The organism is Bradyrhizobium sp. Cp5.3, from assembly GCF_000426265.1.
Classification (GTDB): Bacteria; Pseudomonadota; Alphaproteobacteria; order Rhizobiales; family Xanthobacteraceae; genus Bradyrhizobium; species Bradyrhizobium neotropicale.
Genome location: NZ_AUFA01000003.1, coordinates 15,695 through 39,610 on the forward strand (window position 1 = coordinate 15,695; position 23,916 = coordinate 39,610).

24 protein-coding genes are annotated in these 23,916 nt (G+C 64.7%); 11 read left to right on the forward strand and 13 right to left on the reverse strand.

The genetic code is table 11. The annotated features are described in order from the left end of the window. Positions 1-131: 131 nt before the first annotated feature. Positions 132-1,328, reverse strand: coding sequence for an FAD-dependent monooxygenase (locus tag K289_RS0105330; RefSeq protein WP_027550548.1), 1,197 nt, complete (start codon positions 1,326-1,328; stop codon positions 132-134). Between the two features lie 147 nt (positions 1,329-1,475). Between K289_RS0105330 and K289_RS0105335 the strand changes: the two genes are divergently transcribed. Continuing rightward, positions 1,476-1,952, forward strand: a complete 477-nt coding sequence (locus K289_RS0105335; protein WP_051310496.1) for a MarR family transcriptional regulator — start codon at positions 1,476-1,478, stop codon at positions 1,950-1,952. Here the strand turns inward: K289_RS0105335 and K289_RS0105340 are convergent. From K289_RS0105340 to K289_RS0105350, 3 genes are all read right to left on the reverse strand, one after another. Continuing rightward, positions 1,921-3,177 carry an O-antigen ligase gene (locus K289_RS0105340; protein ID WP_027550550.1) on the reverse strand — a complete coding sequence of 419 codons (1,257 nt, stop codon included), beginning with the start codon at positions 3,175-3,177 and terminating at the stop codon, positions 1,921-1,923. The genes K289_RS0105335 and K289_RS0105340 overlap by 32 nt on opposite strands. A gap of 162 nt (positions 3,178-3,339) precedes the next feature. After that, entirely contained in the window at positions 3,340-4,887 is a 1,548-nt protein-coding gene (locus tag K289_RS0105345) for an undecaprenyl-phosphate glucose phosphotransferase (RefSeq protein ID WP_027550551.1), read from the reverse strand. A gap of 117 nt (positions 4,888-5,004) precedes the next feature. After that, positions 5,005-6,138: a glycosyltransferase family 4 protein gene (locus tag K289_RS0105350; protein WP_027550552.1), complete on the reverse strand. Its 1,134-nt coding sequence runs from the start codon at positions 6,136-6,138 to the stop codon at positions 5,005-5,007. A 193-nt stretch (positions 6,139-6,331) separates the two neighbouring features. On the opposite strand from K289_RS0105350, the gene K289_RS0105355 reads away from it, so the two are divergent. Further along, positions 6,332-8,614 (forward strand): exopolysaccharide transport family protein, encoded by a 2,283-nt coding sequence (locus K289_RS0105355; RefSeq protein WP_027550553.1) that lies wholly within the window; start codon positions 6,332-6,334, stop codon positions 8,612-8,614. Between the two features lie 119 nt (positions 8,615-8,733). Here the strand turns inward: K289_RS0105355 and K289_RS0105360 are convergent, their stop codons facing one another. From K289_RS0105360 to K289_RS0105375, 3 genes are all read right to left on the reverse strand, one after another. Beyond that, positions 8,734-8,949 carry a hypothetical protein gene (locus K289_RS0105360; protein ID WP_027550554.1) on the reverse strand — a complete coding sequence of 72 codons (216 nt, stop codon included), beginning with the start codon at positions 8,947-8,949 and terminating at the stop codon, positions 8,734-8,736. 132 nt (positions 8,950-9,081) lie between these two features. After that, the gene (locus K289_RS0105365) at positions 9,082-9,294 is read right to left on the reverse strand and encodes a hypothetical protein (RefSeq protein WP_027550555.1); all 213 of its coding nucleotides are present in this window, start codon (positions 9,292-9,294) and stop codon (positions 9,082-9,084) included. A 1,454-nt stretch (positions 9,295-10,748) separates the two neighbouring features. Continuing rightward, complete coding sequence (locus K289_RS0105375) at positions 10,749-11,930, reverse strand: GNAT family N-acetyltransferase (RefSeq protein ID WP_027550557.1); 1,182 nt, start codon at positions 11,928-11,930, stop codon at positions 10,749-10,751. 129 nt (positions 11,931-12,059) lie between these two features. Between K289_RS0105375 and K289_RS0105380 the strand changes: the two genes are divergently transcribed. Continuing rightward, the gene (locus K289_RS0105380; RefSeq protein ID WP_027550558.1) at positions 12,060-13,106 is read left to right on the forward strand and encodes a polysaccharide deacetylase family protein; all 1,047 of its coding nucleotides are present in this window, start codon (positions 12,060-12,062) and stop codon (positions 13,104-13,106) included. On the opposite strand, the gene K289_RS0105385 is transcribed toward K289_RS0105380, so the two are convergent. Then, positions 13,103-13,312 carry a DUF2842 domain-containing protein gene (locus K289_RS0105385; protein ID WP_027550559.1) on the reverse strand — a complete coding sequence of 70 codons (210 nt, stop codon included), beginning with the start codon at positions 13,310-13,312 and terminating at the stop codon, positions 13,103-13,105. The two genes, K289_RS0105380 and K289_RS0105385, sit on opposite strands and share 4 nt — an antisense overlap. 97 nt (positions 13,313-13,409) lie before the next feature. On the opposite strand from K289_RS0105385, the gene K289_RS0105390 reads away from it, so the two are divergent. Beyond that, positions 13,410-14,492, forward strand: a complete 1,083-nt coding sequence (locus tag K289_RS0105390; protein WP_027550560.1) for a COX15/CtaA family protein — start codon at positions 13,410-13,412, stop codon at positions 14,490-14,492. A 15-nt stretch (positions 14,493-14,507) separates the two neighbouring features. On the opposite strand, the gene K289_RS0105395 is transcribed toward K289_RS0105390, so the two are convergent. The 4 genes from K289_RS0105395 to K289_RS0105415 form a co-directional block, all read right to left on the reverse strand. Beyond that, positions 14,508-14,849 carry a hypothetical protein gene (locus K289_RS0105395; protein ID WP_027550561.1) on the reverse strand — a complete coding sequence of 114 codons (342 nt, stop codon included), beginning with the start codon at positions 14,847-14,849 and terminating at the stop codon, positions 14,508-14,510. A gap of 124 nt (positions 14,850-14,973) precedes the next feature. Continuing rightward, complete coding sequence (locus K289_RS0105400) at positions 14,974-16,254, reverse strand: O-acetylhomoserine aminocarboxypropyltransferase (protein ID WP_027550562.1); 1,281 nt, start codon at positions 16,252-16,254, stop codon at positions 14,974-14,976. A gap of 139 nt (positions 16,255-16,393) precedes the next feature. Continuing rightward, positions 16,394-16,978, reverse strand: coding sequence for a CoA-binding protein (locus tag K289_RS0105410; protein ID WP_027550563.1), 585 nt, complete (start codon positions 16,976-16,978; stop codon positions 16,394-16,396). Between the two features lie 144 nt (positions 16,979-17,122). After that, positions 17,123-17,947 (reverse strand): enoyl-CoA hydratase, encoded by an 825-nt coding sequence (locus K289_RS0105415; RefSeq protein ID WP_027550564.1) that lies wholly within the window; start codon positions 17,945-17,947, stop codon positions 17,123-17,125. Between the two features lie 69 nt (positions 17,948-18,016). Between K289_RS0105415 and K289_RS0105420 the strand changes: the two genes are divergently transcribed. The 6 genes from K289_RS0105420 (at position 18,017) to K289_RS0105445 (ending at position 21,687) form a co-directional block, all read left to right on the forward strand. Further along, positions 18,017-18,445 (forward strand): PaaI family thioesterase, encoded by a 429-nt coding sequence (locus K289_RS0105420; RefSeq protein WP_027550565.1) that lies wholly within the window; start codon positions 18,017-18,019, stop codon positions 18,443-18,445. A gap of 157 nt (positions 18,446-18,602) precedes the next feature. Continuing rightward, positions 18,603-19,067, forward strand: a complete 465-nt coding sequence (rplM, locus tag K289_RS0105425) for a 50S ribosomal protein L13 (protein WP_018642440.1) — start codon at positions 18,603-18,605, stop codon at positions 19,065-19,067. Position 19,068: 1 nt separating this feature from the next. Next, on the forward strand, positions 19,069-19,545 hold the full coding sequence (rpsI, locus tag K289_RS0105430; protein ID WP_027550566.1) for a 30S ribosomal protein S9: 477 nt from the start codon (positions 19,069-19,071) through the stop codon (positions 19,543-19,545). 229 nt (positions 19,546-19,774) lie between these two features. Next, a complete protein-coding gene (locus tag K289_RS0105435) occupies positions 19,775-20,995 on the forward strand; it encodes a GGDEF domain-containing protein (protein ID WP_027550567.1) in 1,221 nt (406 codons plus the stop codon). Between the two features lie 58 nt (positions 20,996-21,053). Continuing rightward, complete coding sequence (locus tag K289_RS0105440; RefSeq protein WP_027550568.1) at positions 21,054-21,290, forward strand: hypothetical protein; 237 nt, start codon at positions 21,054-21,056, stop codon at positions 21,288-21,290. Between the two features lie 100 nt (positions 21,291-21,390). Continuing rightward, a complete protein-coding gene (locus K289_RS0105445) occupies positions 21,391-21,687 on the forward strand; it encodes an antibiotic biosynthesis monooxygenase (RefSeq protein ID WP_027550569.1) in 297 nt (98 codons plus the stop codon). A 6-nt stretch (positions 21,688-21,693) separates the two neighbouring features. Here K289_RS0105445 and K289_RS0105450 read toward each other — a convergent pair whose 3' ends face one another. After that, positions 21,694-22,836 carry an AI-2E family transporter gene (locus K289_RS0105450; protein WP_027550570.1) on the reverse strand — a complete coding sequence of 381 codons (1,143 nt, stop codon included), beginning with the start codon at positions 22,834-22,836 and terminating at the stop codon, positions 21,694-21,696. Between the two features lie 284 nt (positions 22,837-23,120). Between K289_RS0105450 and K289_RS0105455 the strand changes: the two genes are divergently transcribed. Beyond that, positions 23,121-23,894 (forward strand): gamma-glutamyl-gamma-aminobutyrate hydrolase family protein, encoded by a 774-nt coding sequence (locus K289_RS0105455; RefSeq protein ID WP_027550571.1) that lies wholly within the window; start codon positions 23,121-23,123, stop codon positions 23,892-23,894. Positions 23,895-23,916: the final 22 nt, after the last annotated feature.

The window sequence follows — 23,916 nt, forward strand, 5'->3', positions numbered from 1 at the left end:
GTGGGCTAAGCGACCTGTCCGCCGTAGCTCGGAGAGCGAAGGCGGAAGCGTGCCCACCATTTCCATCGCAACTGCGGAGAGATGGTGGGCACGGCGCGTTGCGCCTTTGCCCACCCTATGGCAGCGTGCCGCTACACCGCCCGTGCGTCATACGCGTACATGAACTCCATGCTTTTCGATCCCAGCGGCAGCAGCCACTTCATCATCTGATTGCGGATGAACGCGCCGGTGGCGCTGAATTCGCGCTTGCTGTTGCCGTTGCGGCGGGCGATCGCGACGATCTTCTCGGCGCGCGGGCGACGCTCGGCCTCGAAATTCTGGAAGGTGACGCCGAGCTCCTGGCCGTCCTGCATCAGCCGCGCCAGCCGCATCGCGTCCTCGAGCGCGAGCGAGGCGCCCTGGCCGGCATGCGGGCTCGTCGCATGCGCGGCGTCGCCGATCAGCAGGGACCGCTTGCGCGACCAGGTCGGCAGCGTCGCGACGTCGAGCGTATCCGTCACCACGATGTTCTCGGCCGCCTCGAGGATGGCCGGAATGGGATCGTGCCAGCCCCGGTGGAAGTCGCGCAAATGCTGCTTGATCGTTGCCTGATCCTGCGCGCGGAACGCGGCGGCATCGATGCCGTGCGCGGGCTGCGTGCTCCACCACATCGCCCCGTCATTCGGGTCCGGACTGCAGAAGCCGTAGCCGAAGAAGCCACTCTGACCGAACGTGGTCACGACACGCTGGCCGACCGCCGTGCCGTCGAGCACCGCGCGCGGCACGAAGCCGCCGAAGCCGATCAGGCCGGTGTCGAAGGGGGCCGGCCCGTCCGGGATCACCTGACGGCGCACCATCGAGTGCACGCCATCCGCGCCGATCAGGAAGTCGCCCTCGGCGGTGGAGCCGTCGGCGAAATAGGCGATGATGGGCTGATCGCCGCGGTCCTCGATCTTGATCAGCCGCTTCTCGAAATGGAGCGACACGCAGGAGCACCAGGCCTTGTCGACCAGGATCTCGTTCAGCGTGGCGCGGCAGACATTGACCGCGGGTTGGCCGAAGCGCCGCTCCATGTCGCGGTTGAGCGAACCGAGCCTCTGGCCGCTCTGCGAACAGAAGTCGAAGGATTCCGCGACCGAGCCGCGGCTGATCAGCTCGCCGGCAAGGCCGATCTCGTCCATCACCTGCATGCCGTTCGGAGCGATCTGCAATCCGCCGCCGATGCCCTTGGAATAGGGCCAGGCCTCGTAAATCGCGGACTCGATGCCGGCACGGCGCAGCAGGACGGCGGCGACAGGCCCGGCGATGCCGGCGCCGATGATCAGGGCCTTGCGGGGACGGTGGGACATGGCTTGCTCCAGACGTTTCCGTGGTGCTAGGAGAAATTATGGTCGCTAAATCTCTTAGTGACTAAGATATATATCGAGTAAGAGAAGAGGTCGGCCTTGTCAAGGACGAAGGCGCGGGCGGCGTTGTTGGGGGAACTGGAAGAGGCGATGCGGCGATCGTCGGCGCAGGGCGTGCTGTATGGCCAAACCGTTGCCAACGTTGCCGGAATTGCCAATTCCGACCTCGAATGCATGGATATCCTGCATCTCGAAGGGCGCGTGACCGCCGGGCGGCTCGCCGAAGTCACCGGGCTCACGACTGGCGCGATCACGGGCGTGGTGGACCGGCTCGAGAAAGCGGGTCTCGTGCGCCGCGAGCGGGATGAGACTGACCGGCGCAAGGTCTTCATCGCGGTGGTGCCGGAGGCGGCGATGAAGATCGGGCAACTTTACGTGCCGATGCAGCAGGCGATGGAAAAGGTCTGGAGCGCCTATTCCGACGAGGAACTGCGCCTGCTGCTGCGCTTCGCCAATGACGGGTACAAGGGCGTGCTCGCCGCCACGTCAGCGCTGAAGAGCCTTCTCGATACGCCGCCAGAGAAGCGTCCCGATCTCAAGCTGAAGAAGCTTCGTCGCCAGCCCTGATCTTGTAGACCTGGGCCGCCGCGATCATGCCCCACATGGCACCGAGCATCATCCAGAAGTGACGCCAGTGGTCGGTGTCGATCACGAAGCTTTCGCCGACGGTGCCGACGAAGGCGGAGAAGATCGCCAGATATGCCCGCTGCCAGGGCACGCGAACGAAGATGTGGCGGAAGCCCATGATCACGGTGGTGAAAACCAGCGCCGGATAGCAGATGCCGGAGAGCCAGCCGCCCGACATGAAGGCATTCAGATAGGAATTGTGGGTGTCTTCGGGGAAGTAGCGGTGGAATTGCAGCGGGCCGATGCCGAACGGCAGGTCGAGCGCCATCTCGGCGCCGAGGATGTGCCGGCCGAACCGGCCGAAACGGCCTTCGTCGTAGCTCTGGTCGAAGCTCGCGCGCTGCTTGAACATGTCCGCGATGGAGTCGAACGACAATAGGATCGCGATCAAGGCGAGGCCGAGCACCGCGGCGACGATGGCCATGATGATGATGCGCGAGCGTTGCGCGTTGCTCCGGCTGGTCAGTACCATCAGCACCAGCATGAAGGCGGCGGTCACGACCAGGCCGCCCCAGGCGGCGCGGGAGAAGGCGAGCAGGATGGCCAGCGCCATGATGCCGAACGCGAGGACGTTGCGGAACGCCTTGGCCAGGCGATCTGAGACCGCGCTCTGCAGCGAGAACAGCGCCGGCAGGATCAGGAAAGCGCCGAGCACGTTGGGGTCCTTGAAGGTGCCGCGCGCGCGTTCATAGAGCGTCAGGAGGTCGTGCCCGCCGGGAACCAGGTTGAAATAGCCGGCGATGGCGGAGAGCGAGGCGACCATCGCGCCAACCACGAGGCCGCGGCGGAGCATGTCGAGCCTTGCCGCCGTGTCCTCGGAGGTGACCATGGCGAAGAACACCACGGTGACCGCCATGTACCAGGACGTCGCGATCCAGCTGACGACCTCGGACTGCTCGAACAGGGGGATCGCGCTGATGGTGTAGCCGACATTGAGCGTGACCAGCAGCAGCACCAGCGGCATGAGCGCGAGCCTCAGGCGCAGGCCGGTGGCGAAGAAGATGACGGTGGCGAGCAGCGTCGCGATCTCGTAGGGACTCGGCTCGATGAAGACGATGGCGCCGGAGGCACCCACCAGCCACACCAGCGCGCGCTGGAGGACGAGCACACCGGGTGCAGCCGGCGCGACTGGGTTCACTCCACCGGCTGTCGCCGCATACGCCATCACACGCTCACACGTTACGCAACTCACTCACCCTGTCATCGCCCGGCTTGACCGGGCGATCCAGTACTCCGCGGCGCATGTTGCAGGAGTTGGCTGTCGCTGCGCGTTACTGGATACCTCGCCCAGTGCGCAAGTGCGCACAAGGCGGGGCATGACGGAAACTCAATACGCGTTCTCGCTCTTGGTCAGCAGCGAGATCGGCGTTTGCAGGAAAATGTAGAGGTCGAACAGCACCGACCAGTTCTCGATGTAATAGAGGTCAAACTCGACGCGCTTCTGGATCTTCTCTTCATTGTCGATCTCGCCGCGCCAGCCGTTGATCTGGGCCCAGCCGGTGATGCCGGGCTTGACGCGGTGACGCGCGAAATAGCCGTCGACGGCTTCGTCGAACAACCGGCTCTGGAGCTTGCCCTGCACCGCGTGCGGACGCGGACCGACCAGGGAGAGATTGCCGGAGAAGAGCACGTTGAAGAGCTGCGGCAGCTCGTCGAGGCTGGTCTTGCGGATGAAGCGGCCGACGCGGGTGACGCGCGGATCGTTCTTGGTCACGACCTTCGAGGCGGTCGGGTCGGCCTGGTGGTGATACATCGAGCGGAACTTATAGACGTCGATGCGCTCGTTGTTGAAACCAAAACGCTTCTGGCGGAACAGCACCGGGCCGGGGCTGTCGAGCTTGATTGCGAGTGCAACCAGCGCCATTACCGGCAGCGCCGCGAGCAACGCGAGGCTGCCGACGATGAGGTCGAACAGCCATTTCATCACCAGATCCCAGTCGGTGATCGGCGCCTCGAATACGTCGAGCGTCGGCACCTCGCCGAGATAGGAATAGGAGCGGGGACGGAAGCGCAGCTTGTTGGTGTGCGCGGATAGGCGGATGTCGACCGGCAGCACCCAGAGCTTCTTCAGCATTTCCAGGATGCGCGTCTCGGCCGAGATCGGCAGCGCGAACAGCACGAGGTCGACACGGGTGCGGCGGGCGAACTCGACGATGTCGTCGACTTTACCGAGTTTGCGCGCGCCCGCGCAGGTGTCGAGCGCGCGGCTGTCATTGCGGTCGTCGAACACGCCGAGCACGTGGATGTCGGAGTCCTCCTGCGCGTTCAACGCCTCGACCAGTTCCTCGCCATTGCGGTCGGAGCCGACGATGATGGTGCGGCGGTCGAGCCGGCCCTCGCGCGCCCAGCGGCGCACCAGCGTACGCAGCACCAGGCGCTCGGCGATCAGCGCGGCAAGGCCGAGGAAGAAGAAGGCGGCAAGCCACAGCCGCGACATCTCGCTGCCGAGCTTGGCGAAGAACGAGGCGCCGATGAACAGCAGGAAGACGAACGACCAGGACGAGATCATCCGCGTCATCTGCCGAAGCTGTCCACGGAAGAGCTGGACCTGGTAGATGTCGGCGGACTGGAAGCAGATCACGGTGGCGACGGCAACGCCGACGATCGCTGCGACATATTCCCAGCGGAAGCCCGAGAGCGGCATGACATAGCCGACATAGAGCACGATGCCGACGAGGCTCAGCAGCGCGAAATCGACCACGCGAACGAAGCCGGCGATCACGATCGGTGAATAGGCGCGGGCGACCTTCTGGTTCACGATCTCGAGCGCGGCCGGCGAGAGGCGGCGACGGCGTTCGACGAACGGCTTTTCAGCCGGTTTCGCCGCAGCGCTGGTCGCGGCATCGAGCATCGAGCGTGCGTTGAGCGGTTCCACGGGTGTCTAGGTCCATTCCAAAAACCCGCGGCGCGACCTTGCACCCGGGCGAGCATTCCCCGGCTCTTCGCTTATCGGACAAATCGGAAGATTCTCTAAAGCCGCCCTTAAGAATGGTTAATGATTGGCAAATGCGTCGCGGTAGCCCGCGAGCACGCCATCGACCATCGCCTGCTGGGAGAATTGCGCCGAGATCCGTTCGCGCAGCGACACCGCACGCTGCGCGGTCGCCTCGGAATCTGCGAGTGCGGCCGCGATCGCTTCCGCCATGGCGTCCGCGTTGCTGGGAGTGAACAGGGCTGGGCTGTCGGCGCCGAAGATCTCGGGAATGCCGCCGACCCGCGCCGCGATCATGGGAATGCCGGCCGCGCCCGCCTCGATCACGACATAGGGCATGGAATCGCCGCGCGAGGGAACGACGAGCAGCCGCCCCCTGGAAAAGCCATAGCGGGCCTTGACGTGGCCGGCGAAGCGGATCGCACCGGTCAGGCCGAGTTTCTCCACCTGCGCTTTCAGCGCCGCCGTCTCCTCGCCGTCGCCGCCGAGCGTGAGCGTGACCTTTTTGCCGTTGGCATGCAGGCGCGCGACCGCATCGACTAGGAGGTCAGCGCCCTTGATGTGCCTGAACTCGCCGACATAGGCGAGGTCGGTGGCATCATCGGCGGTGACGACCGGCTCGAATTCCTCGGGCGTGACGCCGTTGAACACGCAGTGGACCACGCCCTTCGGCGTGCCAACGATGCGCTGATAGGTATCGCGGGCAAATGCGCTCTCGAACAGGCACAGGTCGGTCGAATCCATCAGCGCGCGCTCGAGCCGCGCGTAAAACTCTCCCTTTAAGGTGTTGAGGGGATAGTGCAGCGAACCGCCATGCGGCGTGTAGATGCGAATGATGTCGTCCGAGCGTCGCCGCATGCGGACGAATGCGCCGGCCTTGGCGCCGTGGCCATGCATGACATCCGGCTTGAGCTTGGCGGCAAGGCGCCGCATGCGCAGCCACACCAGAAAATCTTCCGGCGACGGCTCGCGGCGGATCGCCAGCCGGTGCACGCCGAGTTTCAGCCGTGGCGCAAGCTCGGAGAGCGCCTTCTCGGCGCGCTCGCCGCCGGTGAGGCTGTCGGCAAGGATCCCGACATGATGACCGCGATCGACCTGTCCGTTGGCGAGGTCGAGGATGTGGCGGAAGATTCCGCCGACGGGGGCGCGCACGGCGTGCAGGATGCGAAGCGGCTGGTTGGAAGAGGGGGGCATGTTCAGAACCAGCGCTCGAAGGCAAACAGTCCACTGAAATACATGCTGGATTAAGGGGCCTCGTGGTTAACAAAAGGTGTTGTCGTGGTGTGCGCCACGCGCAGCAGTGCACGATTAACCCAGCGGCAACCTTAATGGAGTGTAATCGCGCCGGTTGAGGTAGAGTCGCGGCGTTGCCCTGCGGGAGTGTGAGATGCGTTTGGCGTTCTGGCGTGCCGGCAAGGACAAGGCGGTGATCGAGCGGGCTGTCTCCAAGCCCAAAATCAAGCCCGAGCCCAACGCCAAAGCTGAAGCCCGGCCTGCACCCGCCGCGCTGAAGCAGGCGCAAGTCGAATCCGGTGACATCGATCTGCACGCGCTCGGCGGCGCACTCGCCCGCAAGCGCGGCTGGATCATCGTGCCGACGGTGCTGGCGCTCGTTGCCTCGGTGGCCGCAGTCAACCTGGTGACGTCGCGCTACAAGTCGGAGGCGCGCATCCTGATCGACGGCCGCGAGAATGTTTTCCTGCGTCCGAACAGCGACCGCGCCGAGGAGCGGCAGGCGCTGGACGCCGAAGCCGTCACCAGCCAGGTGCAGCTCGTGCTGTCGCGCGATCTCGCGCGCGAGATCATCAAGAAGAACAAGCTCGCGGAGCGGCCCGAATTCGATCCGGTGCTGCAGGGCATTTCGCCGCTGAAATCGCTTGCTGCGCTGGTCGGCATCGGCCGCGATCCGTTCTCGATGACGCCGGAAGAGCGCGTGCTGGACGCCTATTACGATCGCCTTCAGGCCTACGCCGTCGACAAGTCGCGCGTCATCGTGGTCGAATTCCAGTCGGCCGATCCGGAGCTCGCCGCACGCGTCGCCAACTCGATCGCCGAAGGCTACCTCGTGCTGCAGCAGAATGCGCGCCAGGACCAGGCGCGCAATGCGAGCCAGTGGCTCGCGGGCGAGATCGAGAACTTGCGCAAGAAGGTTTCCGACGCCGAGGCCAAGGTAGAGGACTTCCGCTCGAAGTCGAGCCTGTTCGTCGGCACCAACAATACGACGCTGTCAAACCAGCAGATGGGCGAAGTCAACACCCAGCTCAACAATGCCCGCGCGCTGAAGGCCGATGCCGAGGCCAAGGCGCGCCTGATCCGCGAGATGCTCCAGAGCGGCAAGCCGATCGAGGCATCCGAAGTGCTCAACTCCGAACTTATGCGGCGGCTGTCCGAGCAGCGCGTGACCCTGCGCGCCCAGCTTGCCGAGCAATCCTCGACGCTGCTTGGTAACCATCCGCGCATCAAGGAATTGAAGGCACAGCTCGGCGATCTCGATACTCAGATTCGCGACGAGGCCGGCAAGATCTCGCGCTCGCTGGAGAATGACGCGCGTATCGCTGGCGGCCGGGTCGACAGCCTCACCGCAAGCCTCGAGCAGCTCAAGAAGCAGGCGACCTCGACCAACGGCCAGGACGTCCAGCTCCGCGCGCTCGATCGTGAGGCCAAGGCGCAGCGCGACCTGCTCGAGACGTATCTCGCCAAGTACCGCGAGGCCAACACCCGCGAGACCATCGACACCGCGCCGGCGGAGGGGCGCGTCATCTCGCGCGGCATCGTGTCGAACACGCCGGCCTATCCGAAGAAGCTGCCGATCGTTCTGATCGCGACGCTGGCAACGCTGCTGCTCTCTTCCGGCATCGTCGTCACCGGCGAGCTGCTGCGCCAGACCGCGCCGCGCGCCATCGCCGCGCTCACTCCATCGGCGCCGGCGCCGGCGCCGGAGCCGGTGCGCCATGAGCCGGTCATCGATCCCGTATTGGCTGACGATTCCATAGTGGCGGACGATTTCGTGGTTGTTGAGCCCGCGCCGCTGCAGCCGGAAATGATCCCCGAAGCGGACGTCACCGAATTTGCCGAGATCGAGCAACTGGCCGAGCGCCTGCGTGCCGCGGGCGCGGCGGCGAAGAAGGTCACGGTGCTGGGTACCGCCGCGGGCGAGGCCATCACGCTGTCGACGCTGACGCTTGCCCGGCACCTGGCGCGCGACGCCCGCGTCGTCGTAGTCGATCTTGCTGCATCCTCGCCAACGATTGCCGCCGTGTCCGTCGATGCCTCGGCGCCCGGCCTTGCCGAGCTGATGCAGGGCGAAGCATCGTTTGCGCAGATCATCACCAAGGACAAGCTGTCCCGGCTGCACCTCGTCATGGCCGGCCGTCCCGGCTTCGACCGCAGCCTGCTGCAGTCGCCGCGGGTGACGCTCGCGATCGATGCGCTGCTCCGGGTCTACGATCACGTGCTGCTCGATGCCGGCAGCGCCTCGGACCTGCCGGCGGAACTCTTGACGACCAGCGCGCGCGCCGTCGTGGTGCCAGAGGTATCGATGGCCGCGGACGCGCGTACGCTGATGTGCGAGCAGCTCAGGGCGGTGGGGTTCAGCGAAGTGACGATGCTGAGCAAGCCCGTGCAGCCGTCGGATGCGCCGGAAGCCGCGCCGCGCGTCGTGGCGGCATAGGGGTTCTTTCCCTCTCGCCGGAATGCCGCCAGCATTGCCGAAGCTACGCGGCGCGGACGATCGCGCTTCGGTAGAAGTACAAATTGTCCAGGCAGGTCGTTTTGCGCGCGCCGCAAGCCTTACTGTAAGCCGCGCTTGTGCAGGCTGACGATCACCATACGGATGATGCAGTCCGATATCGATTCGCCCTGCCGTCGCAGCCTCTGCAGCCAGTGCCACGTCGCCGCGTCGATCTCGGTTCGCCAGTTGCCGTTCGGCAAACGTCGTCCGGTCGGCGGCTCGATGACGCTGGCGATCAGGGCCCGACACTCCTCGGTTATTTCGATATCCGGCATCGCTTGAATGGAATGTAGTCTCAGCGCGCCCGGGTGTTGCCCAACCCGACAGTCTGCGCCAGTTAAATTGCGGCAATGCTGTTTGGGCCAGCGCTGGCCTTGCCCGAGAGGGCGCGTTCGCTTGCGCGGACGTCAGTCGTTCTCGGTTATGGCGACGATGGTCTCGTCGCGCGGCAGGGCACACACGACCCGATAGTCATTTCGCAGCGTGATCGTCAGCCACAACGTTTCGTCGTCATGCGCGCCGATCACAACGAGACCTTCGAGGTAAGCCGCTTCGTGGTCGTCAGCAACGGAAAAGCCAGCGCGCCTCAGTACACCGCGCTCCTGTTCGTCAAACTTCACGATCGTCGTCTTGGATTAGAGGAGGCCCCGCGCTCGCCCTTCTATCCGGGCCGGGCGCCGAAGCCTTGTTAATTTCTGGCAAGGAAAAGCGGTCGCGCTGAACCTCTGCTCGCGCCATTTCGTCGGTCTTATTGTTCATCCGCCAGTTGCGGAACTTAGCACCAGCGGCACCGTCCCCAGCGCGCGCAGCAACCACCGCACCCTCCACAGCCGCAGCCACCGCAGCCACGCCAAACCCGGCAGCCGCGGCAACCGCCACAACCTCGGCAGCCCCGGCAGCCCCGAACAACAACGACGGCCATTTGCATGTTGCTGCCGACGCTTTCCTTGTCGAAGAGATGGAACGTGGCGAGACTGACGTCCGCCATTTCCTCTTCGCCAAGAACGAAGCGCTGGTTAGGCGATGTATCATCAGATTGAGGGCTGGCAGCGGTGGGTGTCGTGGCTGCGGATGCGCTCCCAGTCAGCGACAGACCTAGTCCGGCCAGTGCCGTCACGGTGGCGGCCGCGGCTGCAGACCCTTGTTTCGCAGTTTGATTTACCCGTGGCATAGTCGCGTCCTTGGAAGTTGTTGAAGGGGCAACTTAACGTGGCAAGTGTCCGTCTACGTCCAAGAATGTCGACAGAGTGCAAAGAGTTCCCCGTCCATGCGACTCTTTTGACGCTTCCAAGGACCACACGTCCCGTCCGCGACGCGTGCCGGAACCGACTCTACTTGCGACGAGTCCCCGCCGGCAGGGTCGGGGCCGGAATGGAGTACCGTTCCGTGGAGTAGCGTTGTACGAACAATCGCGAACGAACGGCGATGGTCGGTCAAGCGCGGTCACAATGGCAGGGTTGGGATATCCGCAGATGGTCCCATTGCCGTCGCGCACAATAATTCATTGACGAACCCATCAAGGTTCGGTCGAAGCCGAACGAATGAGGTTCATTGGGAATAACCAGAAGCCGACGCGCGCCAGGCGTTTCGCGGCGAGCAGCGGCTTGAGACAGCATGTTACCTAGGTTGGCCGTTGAAGTCCGGGAGAGTTTATCCACTCGTCGATATGAGCTGCCGTGTCAGCTTGGCTGGCCTTTCTCAACAACTCCTCCCGCTCCCTGCCAGGCATTGTCTTCGCCTGCTCGCGGCGCTCCCTCGCGAATTTCGCGAGCTGGTCTTGAGGAGATACTGTCGGCCCAAAAGCGTGTCGCATGACGCTGCTCCAGCGAGTGGATGGCGATTGCAACTTTGGAATGCTGGCTGACGTGATGCTACTGCGTTGGAGCTTGTACCTTCTTGCCTACGAAAACCAGTCTCATTTTTGTGAATGAGCCTGGAAAAACCTGACCTTCAATAATCCGTCATAAGTCATGTCGCGATATTTCGCGACAAGTGCGGTTCAATCCACGCCGCGCCAGGCTTCCGAGAACCGTGCAAGCCTATCAATAGCCCTGGATCGCTGATGCGCTATCCGCTACCCGAACGCCCGTCGCAGTTTCCGTGCGAGATCGAACAGCATCTGGTTCTGTTTCACCAGCCGCTTGCCATGGCTCAGCGATGATATCGCCATCGCCGCGAGCTTGCCGCGCGAAGTCAGCGGGACAAAGCTGTCGAAGATCTCTTCGTCGTCCTTGCAGAACATGCGCTTGTAGTCGTCCGAGCCGATGCCGAGGTCGAGTGCGTGGTAGCCGCGCTCGCCGTAGCGGTCGATGATGTAGCGCATCAGGATCAGGCCGGGGCTGTAGCGAGCGTTTTCGGACAGCGTGTAGGTGTTGAACATCATCGAGAAGCGCTGGCCGTCGGCTACGCCCGCGAAGATCGCGATCACCTCGTCGTCGCATTCGAGCGCGTGGATGTCGATGATGCGGCCTTCGCCGCGCGGCATCAGGCATGCGCCGCGGATGAACTCCTCGACGCCCGGCTCGGCGAACACGTTCGGCAGCTTCTGTTCCGCCATCCGCGCCGGCTTGATGCGGAAGAACCAGTCGAGCAGGCGGGTGACGTCCTCGTCGGTAGAGGCGAGGTGATAGCGATAGCCGGCGAGCGCCTGGAGCTTCTTTTCCTTGCTCTTCAGGCGGCGGCGCAAGGAGTTGCTGATCCGCGACGCCGGCGGGCCACCCGGCTCCATCACGAGCCGAGGGCAGCCGTTGATCGAGCCCTGCCGCTGCAACAGCGCAAACGGGTTCTGCTGGTCGTGCCAGCGCAGCGGCTGCTGCGTCAGCGCCAGCACGTCGACATGTTGGCCCAGTGGCGCAAACAGTGCGTCGAGATCGGCTGCGACGGCCTGCGCGGCGAACTCGACGTTCCACAGGCCCATGTTGAAGGTCGTATGCTTGCCGCCCATGAAGCAGGCAGTGCGCACGCCATGGCTTTGGCGGAGTGAGAGCGGAAGCAGCACCAGCGGCCGGTGCTCGGCGTCGTAGGCGATCACGATGAAGGGGCGGGCGGCTTCGTGTTCGCCGACCAGCCGCTGCCACGGGCTCAACAGATCGAAGCGTTGATAGGGCGTCGAGAGGTGGCCCGGCTCCTCGAAGGCGCGCCAAACCGGCTCGGCCTCTCCGAGGTCACTGATGACGCCGACATGAGCGATGCGGCTCGCTTTCGACCGCGCTGGCGCTTCTGCCGTCCGGCTTTGCATCGCCGCAGCCATGGTCATTCGCGAAACCTGTCGAGAAACAAAAAATGCGTAATTCGGCCCTTGGCCGACCTTTGCAAACAAATGTCAACAAAGGGTAAGGACAATGGCAGAGAGGCGCCGCCGGCGAACGCGCGGGAAGGTGGGACATTGGCATCCGACGACAGATGGCTGGAGCGGCTGCGCCTTGAACTGGCCTGGTTCACCGGCCAACCCCTGCTGCGCGGGCGCGGCGTTGGCGCGATCCTGCGCTTCGAGCGCGTGCGGCCGCGGCGGAGTGGGGCGTTCCAGCCACTGCGTGCAAGCGAGGTCACCCCGCAATTCCTCGACCGTGCCATTCGTGCGCTGAAGCGCTGGCAGTACGATTTCCTCGGCATGGACGACGTCTGTCGGCGCGCCGTCACGCTGCCGGAAAAGCGGCGCTTCGTGGCGCTGACCTTCGACGGGGCCGGCAAGGACCTGATCAACTTCGCCTGTCCGGTGCTGGCGCGCCATGGCGTGCCCTTCACGGTCTACGTTCCCACCGCCTTTCCCGATGGTGTCGGCGAAGCCTGGTGGCTCGCACTCGAACAGATGATCGCGCGCGAAAGCCGCTTCAGCTTCATGATGGGCGAGAGGGAGCAGCGCTTCGTCGTCACCAGCAGCGCCGACAAGCAGGCGCTGTTCACGTTCATCGAGCGCTGGCTGCGCACGCTGTCGCCGGCGGACCTGACCGTCGCGATCAACGATCTCTGCACACGCCACCGGGTCGATCTCGCCGCCATCTCGCGCGAGGCCTCGATGAATTGGGAGGACCTGGCGAAGCTCGCGGCCGATCCGAATGTCACGATCGGCAGTGCGACCGTCAATTATCCGGTTCTTGCCAACATGAAGGATCCGGCGGCCCTGCGCGAGATGACGATGGGCAAGGCGGTGGCGGAAGCCGCCTTTCGCCGCGAGATCCGGCACCTCGCATTCCCGTTCGGCGATCGCTCATCGTTCCGCCGCAGCCACGTCGTGATGGCGGAGGAGGCGGGGTTTGCCAGCGCGGTGTCGACCATTCCGGGCATCGTGGATGCCGAGGGGCGCACCAATCTGCGCGCGCTGCCGCGGATTTCCTGGGATGGCCGGGTGCGCTCGCTGCGCATGCTCCGGGTGCTGGTGTCGGGTGTCGCCTTTGCCCCGGTGAGACCGACCGGCAGCGCGCAAGCCGGTTAGGCGCGGTCGGGCCGCTGCATCCAGCTCACGATCGGCATCGCCGGCAAGACCCAGCCCATGCCCGCCACCACGTAGTAGATCGCCTGCCGCCAGCCGGATTCGGCGATCCACGGCATCTGCGCCAGCGCCATGCCGAGCAGGGCCCAGACGGCGGCCAGCACCAGAAGCAGGATGGTACCGAGGAACTTGCGGGTGCGGATCGTCATGAGGCGAGCTTTGCGGCTTTTTGCGTAACTTGCGCTGCGGGAGCGGGGGACTATAAGGGGCACGCAGTCCGGTTCAAGCCTTGGTTTTGCTCCTGAAATGACGACGATTTCCGCCCCGACCAAGCCGCATCGCGCCGTGCGCTGGTGGCTCGTTTCCGTGGCCGCGCTGATCGCGCTGATGGTGCTGGTCGGCGGTGCGACACGACTGACCGAATCCGGGCTCTCGATCGTCGAATGGAAGCCGGTTACGGGCACCGTGCCGCCGCTCACGGAGGCGCAGTGGACCGACGCGTTCGAGGCCTACAAGAAGATCCCGCAATATCGCGAGCTCAATGCGGGCATGACACTCTCCGAGTTCAAGGAGATCTTCTGGTGGGAATGGAGCCACCGGCTGCTCGGCCGCTTCATCGGCGTCGCCTATCTCCTGCCGTTCCTGTTCTTCCTGTGGCGCGGCGGCCTGTCCGGCGAGCTGAAGCGGCGGCTGTGGCTGTTGTTTGGATTTGGCGGGCTACAGGGCGCGGTCGGCTGGTGGATGGTGGCCTCGGGCCTGACAGAACGTGTCGAGGTGTCGCAGTATCGGCTGGCGACGCACCTGATACTCGCGCTCCTGATCTTTGCCGGCATCGTCTGGACCGTGCGGCGGCTTGCCGACCGGCCGCAGATCACGGCTCCCGCGCGGCTGCGGCTGACGAGCGCGCTGCTCGTGGTCGTGACCTTCGTGCAGATCTATTTCGGCGCGCTGGTTGCTGGCCTGCGCGCCGGGCGCGCCTACAATACCTGGCCCGCGATCGACGGCGCGTTCATTCCGTCGGCGGACCGGCTGTGGTTCGAAACGCCGTGGTGGCGCAATCTGTTCGACAATGTGCTGACGGTGCAGTTCGAGCACCGCATGACGGCCTATGCGCTGTTCGCGCTGGCGGCGCTGCATGCGTTCGATGCGGTGCGGTCGCGCGCCGGTGCGGCTGCGGGCGGCGCGCTGTGGCTGTTTGCGGCCGTGAGCCTGCAGGCGGTGCTCGGCATCCTCACGCTGATCAATCAGGTGCCGATTGGGCTGGCGCTCGCACACCAGACGGTCGCGATCGTGGTGCTGACGCTTGCGGTGATGCAGGCGGAGCGGCTGGCCTCGCGGCAATCGGCGGAGGCGCAGCCGCGCGCGGTTCCGCTCGGTCAGGCCGGCTGAACACTTTCAGCCCGGCTAACAATAGCCGTAGATGCCGCAGGCGTAGGGCAGTCGCCAGAAATAATCGACCTGCGGTCCGCCGTAATACGCGCCCTGATAGTCGTAGTCCCAGGGGCGGCCGTAATAACCCGGCAGGGTGCTCGAGCCCGGCAGCAGCGGCGTGCCCGGCAGGTTGCGGATGTAGCTGCCGACGCCATAGGCCGGCGAGATCAGCGCATCCGGATCGGTCTCGACATAGACCTGCGGCGGTGGTGGCGGCGCGACGGCCCGCCGCCTCGGTGTGGCGGCGAGATCGGCTGCACTGACGCTCGAAACCGTCAGCATCGCCGCAAGGGCGGGTACCATCCAGCGCAGCATCGTCGGCTCCGAATCAAAGGGGGCAATCCAGCGACTATGTATGCGGCAGATATGGTTAAGAACTGTTAACTGGCTCCGCATTCCGAGGTCGCGCTTGCGCGCGCCCCGGAAATGACGCTGGATGTTACGCGCTCAGCGCCTGCTCCAAGTCAGCAATCAAGTCTTCCTTGTCCTCGATGCCGACCGAGAGCCGCACCACGTCGGGGCCGGCGCCGGACTTCGTCTTGGCGGCGTCGTCGAGCTGGCTGTGCGTGGTCGAGGCGGGGTGGATGACGAGCGAGCGGGTGTCGCCGACATTCGCAAGGTGCGAGAACAGTTGCAGCTTCGACACCAGGCTGACGCCGGCGTCATAGCCGCCCTTGAGGCTGAAGGTGAACACGGCACCTGCGCCCTTCGGCGCGTATTTGCGTGCGAGCTGGTTGTACTTGTCGTTCGCCAGACCCGCATAGCTCACCGAGGCCACCGCCGGATGGCCGGAGAGGAATTCGGCGATCGCTTTCGCATTGTCGCAGTGCTTCTGCATGCGCAGCGGCAGCGTCTCGATGCCGGTGAGGATCATGAATGCGTTGAAGGGCGACAGCGCCGGTCCAAGGTCGCGCAGGCCAAGTACCCGGCAGGCGATCGCGAAGGCGAAATTGCCAAAGGTCTCCTGCAGGCGGATGCCGTGATATTCGGGCCGCGGCTCCGACAGCATCGGATATTTGCCGCCCGTGGACCAGTCGAAGGTGCCGGCATCGACGATGATGCCGCCGAGCGAATTGCCGTGACCGCCGAGAAACTTCGTCAGCGAGTGCACGACGATGTCGGCGCCGTGGTCGATCGGGCGGATCAGATAGGGCGAGGCCAGCGTGTTGTCGACGATCAGCGGCACGCCCGCCTTGCGCGCCACCGTCGAGATCGCCTCGATATCGGTGATGCTGCCGCCGGGATTGGCGATGGACTCGATGAAGATCGCCTTGGTGCGCGGGGTGACCGCGCGCTCAAAGCTTGCGATGTCGTCGGGATCGGCCCACACCACGTTCCAACCAAAGCTCTTGAACGCATGCGTGAACTGGTTGATCGAGCCGCCATAGAGTTTTCGCGCGGCGATGAATTCGTCGCCGGGCTGGAGCAATTGCTGCAATACCACGACCTGCGCGGCATGGCCCGAAGACACCGCGAGCGCCGCCGTGCCGCCTTCGAGCGCGGCGACGCGCTCCTCGAGCACGGCATTGGTGGGATTGCCGATGCGGGTATAGATGTTGCCGAACGCCTGCAACCCGAACAGCGAGGCGGCGTGGTCGGCGTCGTTGAAGACGAAAGAAGTCGTTTGATAAATCGGGGTCGCGCGCGCACCGGTGGTGGGATCGGGCTGTGCACCGGCATGCACGGCGAGGGTTGAAAATCCCGGAAGGCGATCGCTCATTCGTGGCGTCCTGTTTCTTGTGGTCTGAAATCGCGCGGCATGCTGATCGGCGCCGCGCCTGCCGTCAAGGCAGGGCGTCACATCAGGATGAACTTGCTACGCATTGTCGCGTTCGCGAAATGAATGCTTCGCGCGTGCGTCAGCTTTGCTCGCTCTTGTTTTTGGCGGCACGATCCGATGCGGCGGTGTCGCCGCCGCCGACGCTCATCCGATTGAGGGATAGCCGCATGCCCTGCGTCGGTGCCGGCGGACGCTTGGAGCTCAGCGTACGCGAGTTGACGCCCATCCAGGAGATCTCCGATGACAGGCGGCCATATTCGATCTTGGGGCAGCGGTTCATCACCACCTTGATGCCGGCGGCCTCGGCCTTCTCCGCGGCCGCATCGTCACGCGCCCCGAGCTGCATCCAGATCACCTTCGGCAGCGGATCGAGCGTCAGCGCTTCCTCGACCACGGGCATGATGTGGCTAGAGTTGCGGAAGATGTCGATCATGTCGACGGGGCGGCCGAGATCACGCAGCGAGGCGACGAACGGCTTGCCGAGCAGCTCCTTGCCGACATGGCCGGGATTGACCGGGATCATGTCGTAGCCGCGCTGGGCCAGATATTTGAACGCGAAGTAGCTCGGCCGCACATTGACCGGCGAGGCGCCGACCATCGCGATCGACTTCACGCTATTGAGGATGGCGCGGATGTAATTGTCGGGATAGGCGTCGTGGTTCATATCTCGTCTTTTTCCTTGTCATTGCGAGGAGCGAAGCGACGAAGCAATCCAGTCTAGTTTACTCGGTAGGATTCCTGGATTGCTTCGCGAAGCCTGTAGACCGGGGCGCGCTTCGCGCGGACTCGTTGGCTCGCAATGACGATTTCATTCATCCCGCCATTTCGGCGCGCGCTTCTCGATGAACGCGCCGATACCTTCCTCGGCGTCGCGCGCCATCATGTTCTCGGTCATCACCTGTGCCGCATAGCGATAGGCCTCGGCAAGGCTCATCTCGGCCTGGCGGTAGAACGCCTCCTTGCCGAGCTTGACGGTGTGTGCGGATTTCAGCGCGACCTGCTGCGCCAGCGCGATCGCGGCATCGCGCTCGGTACCCGCAGCGACCACGCGATTGACGAGGCCGATCTCGCGGGCGCGCGCGGCCGGGATCGGCTCGCCCGTCAGCAGCATCTCCATCGCCTGCTTGCGCGGCACGTTGCGCGACAGCGCCACCATCGGCGTCGAGCAGAACAGGCCGATGTCGACGCCGGGCGTGGCGAAGCTGGCCGCTTCGGAGGCGATCGCGAGATCGCAGCTGGCGACGAGCTGGCAGCCGGCCGCGGTTGCGATGCCCTGCACGGCAGCGACCACAGGCTTGGGCAGACGCACCACCGCCTGCATCATCGCGCTACAGGCGTTCATGATCTGCGCAAAATAGGCGCGGCCACGATCCGGATCGGTGCGGCGCGCGGTGAGCTCTTTCATGTCGTGGCCGGCAGAGAATGCGGGGCCATTGGCTGCGATGACGGCCGCACGGATGCGCTTGTCCTCCGCGATTGCGTTGAGGCTCGCATGCAGCTGTCCAATCATCGCCTCCGAGAGGCTGTTGCGCGCAGCGGGGCGGTTCAGCGTGAGCACGGCAACGGTGTCGACGATCTCGCGCAAGAGAATCGGCGGTTCCGGCGAAGGGGGGCGGGCGGGCTGGACGGACATCGGATATTCCAGTTGGATGATGCAGATAACTTAATGTAACAGGCGAAGTGAAGCGAGGGTGGGAACAGCATGGCATCGGCGAAAATGAGCGTGGCGGAGGTCGAACGGTTTCTTCGCGACGAGTTTCCCCAGGCGTTCAGCGGCGACGACATCACGATCGAAAGCGCGGACGGCCAGACCTGCCTCCTGCGCCAGCGCTACAGCGAAAGGATGCTGCGGCCAGGTGGAACCGTGTCGGGCCCGACGCTGATGGCGCTTGCCGATTTCGCCATGTATGTGGTGCTGCTGTCCGCCATCGGCCCGGTCGGGCTCGCGGTCACCACCAATCTCAACATCAACTTCCTTCGCAAAGGCCAGCCGGGGCAGGACGTGCTCGCCGAAGCCCGGCTGCTCAAGCTCGGCAAGCGCCTGGCGGTGGGCGAGGTGAACCTGTTGTCTGGGACCTCACCCGATCCGATTGCGCACGTCACGTCGACCTATTCCATTCCAAATATTTGAGCTTTTCGCGGGTATCAAAATACCATATTTTTAAACTATTGAATCTACTTATCTAATTTCCGTTGCCGGGCATTGACCGTTGCGCGTCGCTTCTCTAGAAAGCCGCGCAGTCCGGTGCGGTGTTCGCGCCGATGTCTCCCTCCACGGAAATTCTGACATGAAAACCTTTTCGGCAAAGCCGGCCGAGGTGACGAAGAAGTGGGTGCTGATCGACGCCAAGGGTCTGGTCGTCGGCCGTCTCGCCACCATCGTCGCCATGCGGCTCCGCGGCAAGCACCTCCCGACCTACACCCCGCACGTTGATTGCGGCGACAACGTCATCATCATCAACGCCCAGCATGCGGTCCTCACCGGCCGCAAGCGTGAGCAGAAGACCTACTACAAGCACACCGGTTATGTCGGCCACGTCAAGGAGCGCACCGCGCGCCAGATCCTCGAGGGCCGTCATCCCGAGCGCGTGCTCGAGAAAGCCGTCGAGCGCATGATCCCGCGTGGTCCGCTCGGTCGCGTCCAGATGGGCAACCTCCGTGTCTATGGCGGGGCCGATCATCCGCACGAGGCGCAGCAGCCCGAAAAGATCGACATCGCCAAGTTGAACCGCAAGAACACGAGGGCCGCATAACATGGCCGAATCCATCCAGTCGCTCGACCAGCTCGCGCAACTCAAGACGGCCGCGCCCGATGCGCCGAAGCACGAGAAGAAGGTCGACAAGCTCAACCGCGCCTATGCCACCGGCAAGCGCAAGGACGCGGTCGCCCGCGTGTGGATCAAGCCGGGTGCTGGCAAGGTCATGGTCAACTCGCGTGAGGTCGAGGTCTATTTCGCTCGTCCCGTGCTGCGCATGATGATCCAGCAGCCCTTCGTTGCGGCCGCGCGTGCCGGCCAGTACGACGTGATCTGCACCGTCGCCGGCGGCGGTCTGTCCGGCCAGGCCGGCGCCGTCCGTCATGGCATCTCCAAGGCGCTCACCTATTTCGAGCCGGAGCTGCGCACCGTGCTCAAGAAGGGCGGCTTCCTCACCCGTGACTCCCGCGTGGTCGAGCGCAAGAAGTACGGCAAGGCCAAGGCCCGCCGGTCCTTCCAGTTCTCCAAGCGTTAATCGCTTCGGTAACATTCGTCGCGAAAGCGGCTTCAATGAGATGCAAAAGGGCGCTGATTTCAGCGCCCTTTTTGTTGTTCGTTTGTACGCAAATTCATGGAGTCTTTCGCGAAAACTTGGCCCTGGATGAAAACCTGAATGGAACTCGCGGGACATAGCGTCGCATCTGGAAGGGCGCGCAAGTCGGCTGGGCCGATCGCGCAACTGCTATGTTTTGAAGGGGGCCGACATGATGTCGCTCGATAGCATCACGCTCTATTTGGTCGCCACCATGGTTGCCGCACTGCTCGGCGCGATGATGGTGTTTTTCGGCAAGCAGGAGAACAGCCCCGCGCTGAAATGGTGGGGCACGGCATATCTGCTCGGTGCGGCCTCGGTGGCGCTGTGGACGGCGGCTGGCGACAAGGTCGGTCCGCAAGTCTATCTCGCGTTAAATGCGGTCGGCTTTGTCGCCTGCGGCATGGTGTGGAACGCTGCGCGCGTTTTCCATGGCCGCAAGCCGAACTGGCCGGGCCTGCTGCTCGGCGCGCTGGCCTGGGTCGCGGCGGTCACGCTGCTCGATCCCGCCGCGTCCACGCTGCGCATGGTGATCGGCGCCGGCATCGTCTCGGTCTATGCTGCGCTGACCGCAAGCGAGCTCTGGGTCGAGCGGCGCAAGAGCCTGCAACGGCGTTGGCCGGCCTTCGTGGTGCCGGTGGTGCATGGCTGCGTGCTGATGCTGCCGATCCTGATCGGCGGCTTCCTGCGCCCGCACGATGCGAGCTTCTCGGCCAGCATCTGGGTCACCGTGTTCGCGGTCGAGCTCGTGCTCTATGCCGTCGGCACCGTGTTCGTGATCTTCATGCTGGTGTCGGAGCGCACGGTCACTGCGCACAGGACCGCAGCCTCCACCGATCCCCTGACCGGCATGCTCAACCGCCGCGGCTTCTCCGAGGCGTGCGGGCGGGTGATCGAACGTGAGGCCAAGGGCGGACGCCCGGTGACCGTGATGATCTTCGACATCGACCACTTCAAGTCGATCAATGACCGCTTCGGCCATCCCGCCGGCGACGAGATGCTGAAACTGTTCTCGACCGTCGTCATCAGCAATCTGCGCATCTCGGATCTCTCGGGCCGCATCGGCGGCGAGGAGTTCGCCGCGCTATTGCCGTGCTCGCTGGAGGAGGGCGTGCTGGTCGCCGAGCGCGTGCGCGAGGCGTTCGAGTCCTCCGGCGTCGTGGTCGAGGAGGGGCCGGTCGACACCACCGTCAGCATCGGCGTTGCCGGCGGTCCGGCCGGCACCGAGCTCGAAGTGCTGCTGGCGGCCGCCGACACGGCGCTCTATCAGGCCAAGCGCGGCGGCCGTAACCGCGTCGAGGCTGCGGAGGAGCTGCCGCTGTCGCTGGAGAACTGGCGGCGCCAGAGCGCAGCGCGCGTCGGTGTGCCGCGGACGCAGCCGGCCACGGCCTGAAGCGCGGGAGGTTCTGCGGTAATCCTCTGTTTACCATTCGATCCCTACCATTGCGGTCATGGAATCGATCCGTCGACAGAATCCGCAGGCCGCCCTGATGTCACTCGAAGCCGCTGCGGCCTCGGCACGTGGCGGTTTCGCCTGTCTGTTCTCCACCGCCGACGAATACGAGACCGCCGTCATCAGCGAGCGCCGCGCGCAGGGGCGCTATACCCAGAGCCGCAACTACTGGCCGCTCGCGCTGTTCGCCGGTTGCGCGCTCATCGTGACAGGCACCGTCCTCCTGTTCGCCTGAGAGCGCTGCATTTTCCGGTCAGGAGGGCGCCGTTTCGGCGCCTTTTTCTTTGTCGCCGGCTGCGGTAGACAGGCCCATCAAACAAGAAGGGTGGAAACCGATGGTCACCGAGATCGCGCAAATCGACGTCAAGCCGGGCAGCGAGAAGGATTTCGAGGCTGCAGTCGCCAAGGCCAAGGCCGCGTTCGGCCGCGCCAAGGGCTTTCACGGCTTCGAGCTGCACAAGTCGATCGAGAAGCCGCAGCGCTACCGGCTGATGGTGAAGTGGGCGACGCTGGAAAATCACACCGTCGATTTCCGCGGCTCGGAGAATTTCACCGAATGGCGCGGCCTGGTCGGGCAGTACTTTGTTGCGCCCCCGGAGGTCGAGCACACCGAGACCGTGCTGACGACCTGAGCGGCCTCACGCCGCTTCGGCGTGGGCGGACGCCGTGGTCTCATAGGTCTTGAAGTGATCGATCATCACCTTGGCGATGGCGACCAGCGGTAGCGCCAGCGCGAGGCCCCAGATTCCGAAGACCACGCCGAGCAGGATCTGGAACGCGAACAGCGTGGCCGGCGGAATGTCCAGCGCCTGGCGCTGGAGGATCGGCGTCAGCACATAGCTCTCCATCGCGTGCACGCCGAGGAACAGCAGCAGCGCCGATAGCGCCGGGATCCAGCCCGAGGCGAGACTCGCCAGCACGACGACGACGCCGGCAATGATGGCGCCAACCGTCGGGATGAAGGCGAGCAGGCCGGCCTGAATGCCGAGGATGAACGAGCCGGGGATGCCAATGATGGCGAGCCCGATCCAGGTGACGACGCCGACTGCGATCATGACGATGATCTGCGCGATCAGCCAGCGCTCCAGCGTCTCGCTGATGCGGTCGACGATGAGGGCGGCACGAGCGCGATGCCTGGCCGGCGCGAGGAACAGCAGGCCATCGTGATAGAGGCTGGGCTGGGCGGCGAAGGCCAGCCCCAGGAACAGCACGATGAAGATGTTGCCGACGGCACTGATGGTGCCGAGCAGCAGCTTGAAGGTCTGGCTCACGATCGCCCCGCCGCTGGAGGCGAGGGCGCCTGCGCCCGGCAACTGGCCGTGCGGGGCCGCGCTTGGGGCAGGCGGCGCCTCCGACGCCGCGTTGGCGGCGGTGGACGTCGCATTGCCGATGTCGAAGAAGCTGGTGTCGATGCCGTGGTTCTCGAGGAAGGACCGGACATGCGTGATCTGCGACTTGATGGTGTTGCTGAGGGCCGAGGCCTGTTCGGCGATGGTCGCGCCGCCGAGATAGGCAACCCCGGCGAGCATCACGGCAAGCGCCACGCAGACGATCGCGAGCCGGGCCGGATGTGGCCAATGAACACGCCGGCCGAGCGCGTTGGTCAGCGCGTTGAGGCCGACGCCAAGCAGCATGCCGGTGAAGATCAGAAGCAGCGTCGCGGCAAAATACCAGGTGAAGATGAGCGACGCGGTGAACAGCACGACGCCGATGCCGCCGACCGTAATCGCCCAGGCCAGATCGCTTCGGGTCCGGGAACGCTCGTCTGCGGGCATGGTCACATCGTTTCCTTGTCAGAAGGCAGCACGCACCTTTCGCGAAATCCGGCCGGGGATCAAGCCGGCGCCGATGCCGGTTGGACGCTGGCCGGAGCGGGGATGGTGGTCGCGATGTCCCGCGATGACGCGCCCAGCCCGGCGGCAGGGGTGTCCAAGGCCTCGATTGCCGTCGGGCGGGACATTTACGCGAAAATAGCATTGCCGTCCCGCAGTCTCCTCGGTTGAATTTGTTCCATCCGATGGGCATGTTTAGAGAATCTTCTTCGGCGGGGAGGTCGGAACGGGAGATGAGAAAGCCGGTCGTCGGCGTGATCGGGAATGCCCATCGCGTCGAGAATCGATTTCAGGTCCAGATGGTCGGTGAGCGCAATTTGCGCGCGATTGCCGAGGTCTCCGGCGGCTTGCCGCTGATGTTTGCGGGCTCGCCGGACATCACCGATATCAGTGCGCTGCTCGATACCGTGGACGGCGTCATCCTCACCGGCGCCCGCGCCAACGTCCACCCAACGCGCTTCAACGTCGACCCCTGCGAGAAGCACGAGCCCTACGACATTCACCGCGACGAGGTGGCGCTGGCGCTCTCGCTCGCCTGCGTCGCCCGCGGCATCCCGCTGTTCGGCATCTGCCGGGGCCTGCAGGAGATGAACGTCGCCTTCGGCGGCTCGCTGCATCCTGAGATCCGCGAGCTGCCCGGCCGCATGAACCACCGCATGCCGCGGCTGGAGAACGGCGAGATCCATCCCGATCCGACCGTGGTGTTCGCAGACCGCCACGAGGTCGACCTCACGCCGGGCGGTGCCTTTGCCAAAATCCTCGGCTGCGAGAAGATCCGTGTCAATTCGCTGCACGGCCAGGGCATTTTGGAGCCGGGCAAGCGCGTCATGATCGAAGGCGTTGCCGAAGACGGTACCATCGAGGCGATCCGCATCGCTGAGGCTCCGACCTTTGCGCTCGGCGTGCAATGGCATGCCGAATACGACCCGCAGCGCAATCCGATCAACCGGAAGATATTCGAGGCGTTCGGCGAGGCGCTCGTCGAACGGCAGCGCGCGACGGCTTAGCGCTCCTCGATAGACGAGGGGA

What these genes read in the sequence shown, in the direction of transcription:
- K289_RS0105330 (WP_027550548.1), bottom strand. Translation starts at nt 1,328, where the DNA reads ATGTCCCACCGTCCCCGCAAGGCCCTGATCATCGGCGCCGGCATCGCC.
- K289_RS0105335 (WP_051310496.1), top strand. Translation starts at nt 1,476, where the DNA reads ATGCGGCGATCGTCGGCGCAGGGCGTGCTGTATGGCCAAACCGTTGCC.
- K289_RS0105340 (WP_027550550.1), bottom strand. Translation starts at nt 3,177, where the DNA reads ATGGCGTATGCGGCGACAGCCGGTGGAGTGAACCCAGTCGCGCCGGCT.
- K289_RS0105350 (WP_027550552.1), bottom strand. Translation starts at nt 6,138, where the DNA reads ATGCCCCCCTCTTCCAACCAGCCGCTTCGCATCCTGCACGCCGTGCGC.
- K289_RS0105355 (WP_027550553.1), top strand. Translation starts at nt 6,332, where the DNA reads ATGCGTTTGGCGTTCTGGCGTGCCGGCAAGGACAAGGCGGTGATCGAG.
- K289_RS0105360 (WP_027550554.1), bottom strand. Translation starts at nt 8,949, where the DNA reads ATGCCGGATATCGAAATAACCGAGGAGTGTCGGGCCCTGATCGCCAGC.
- K289_RS0105375 (WP_027550557.1), bottom strand. Translation starts at nt 11,930, where the DNA reads ATGACCATGGCTGCGGCGATGCAAAGCCGGACGGCAGAAGCGCCAGCG.
- K289_RS0105385 (WP_027550559.1), bottom strand. Translation starts at nt 13,312, where the DNA reads ATGACGATCCGCACCCGCAAGTTCCTCGGTACCATCCTGCTTCTGGTG.
- K289_RS0105390 (WP_027550560.1), top strand. Translation starts at nt 13,410, where the DNA reads ATGACGACGATTTCCGCCCCGACCAAGCCGCATCGCGCCGTGCGCTGG.
- K289_RS0105395 (WP_027550561.1), bottom strand. Translation starts at nt 14,849, where the DNA reads ATGCTGCGCTGGATGGTACCCGCCCTTGCGGCGATGCTGACGGTTTCG.
- K289_RS0105400 (WP_027550562.1), bottom strand. Translation starts at nt 16,254, where the DNA reads ATGAGCGATCGCCTTCCGGGATTTTCAACCCTCGCCGTGCATGCCGGT.
- K289_RS0105410 (WP_027550563.1), bottom strand. Translation starts at nt 16,978, where the DNA reads ATGAACCACGACGCCTATCCCGACAATTACATCCGCGCCATCCTCAAT.
- K289_RS0105415 (WP_027550564.1), bottom strand. Translation starts at nt 17,947, where the DNA reads ATGTCCGTCCAGCCCGCCCGCCCCCCTTCGCCGGAACCGCCGATTCTC.
- K289_RS0105420 (WP_027550565.1), top strand. Translation starts at nt 18,017, where the DNA reads ATGGCATCGGCGAAAATGAGCGTGGCGGAGGTCGAACGGTTTCTTCGC.
- rplM (WP_018642440.1), top strand. Translation starts at nt 18,603, where the DNA reads ATGAAAACCTTTTCGGCAAAGCCGGCCGAGGTGACGAAGAAGTGGGTG.
- rpsI (WP_027550566.1), top strand. Translation starts at nt 19,069, where the DNA reads ATGGCCGAATCCATCCAGTCGCTCGACCAGCTCGCGCAACTCAAGACG.
- K289_RS0105435 (WP_027550567.1), top strand. Translation starts at nt 19,775, where the DNA reads ATGATGTCGCTCGATAGCATCACGCTCTATTTGGTCGCCACCATGGTT.
- K289_RS0105440 (WP_027550568.1), top strand. Translation starts at nt 21,054, where the DNA reads ATGGAATCGATCCGTCGACAGAATCCGCAGGCCGCCCTGATGTCACTC.
- K289_RS0105445 (WP_027550569.1), top strand. Translation starts at nt 21,391, where the DNA reads ATGGTCACCGAGATCGCGCAAATCGACGTCAAGCCGGGCAGCGAGAAG.
- K289_RS0105455 (WP_027550571.1), top strand. Translation starts at nt 23,121, where the DNA reads ATGAGAAAGCCGGTCGTCGGCGTGATCGGGAATGCCCATCGCGTCGAG.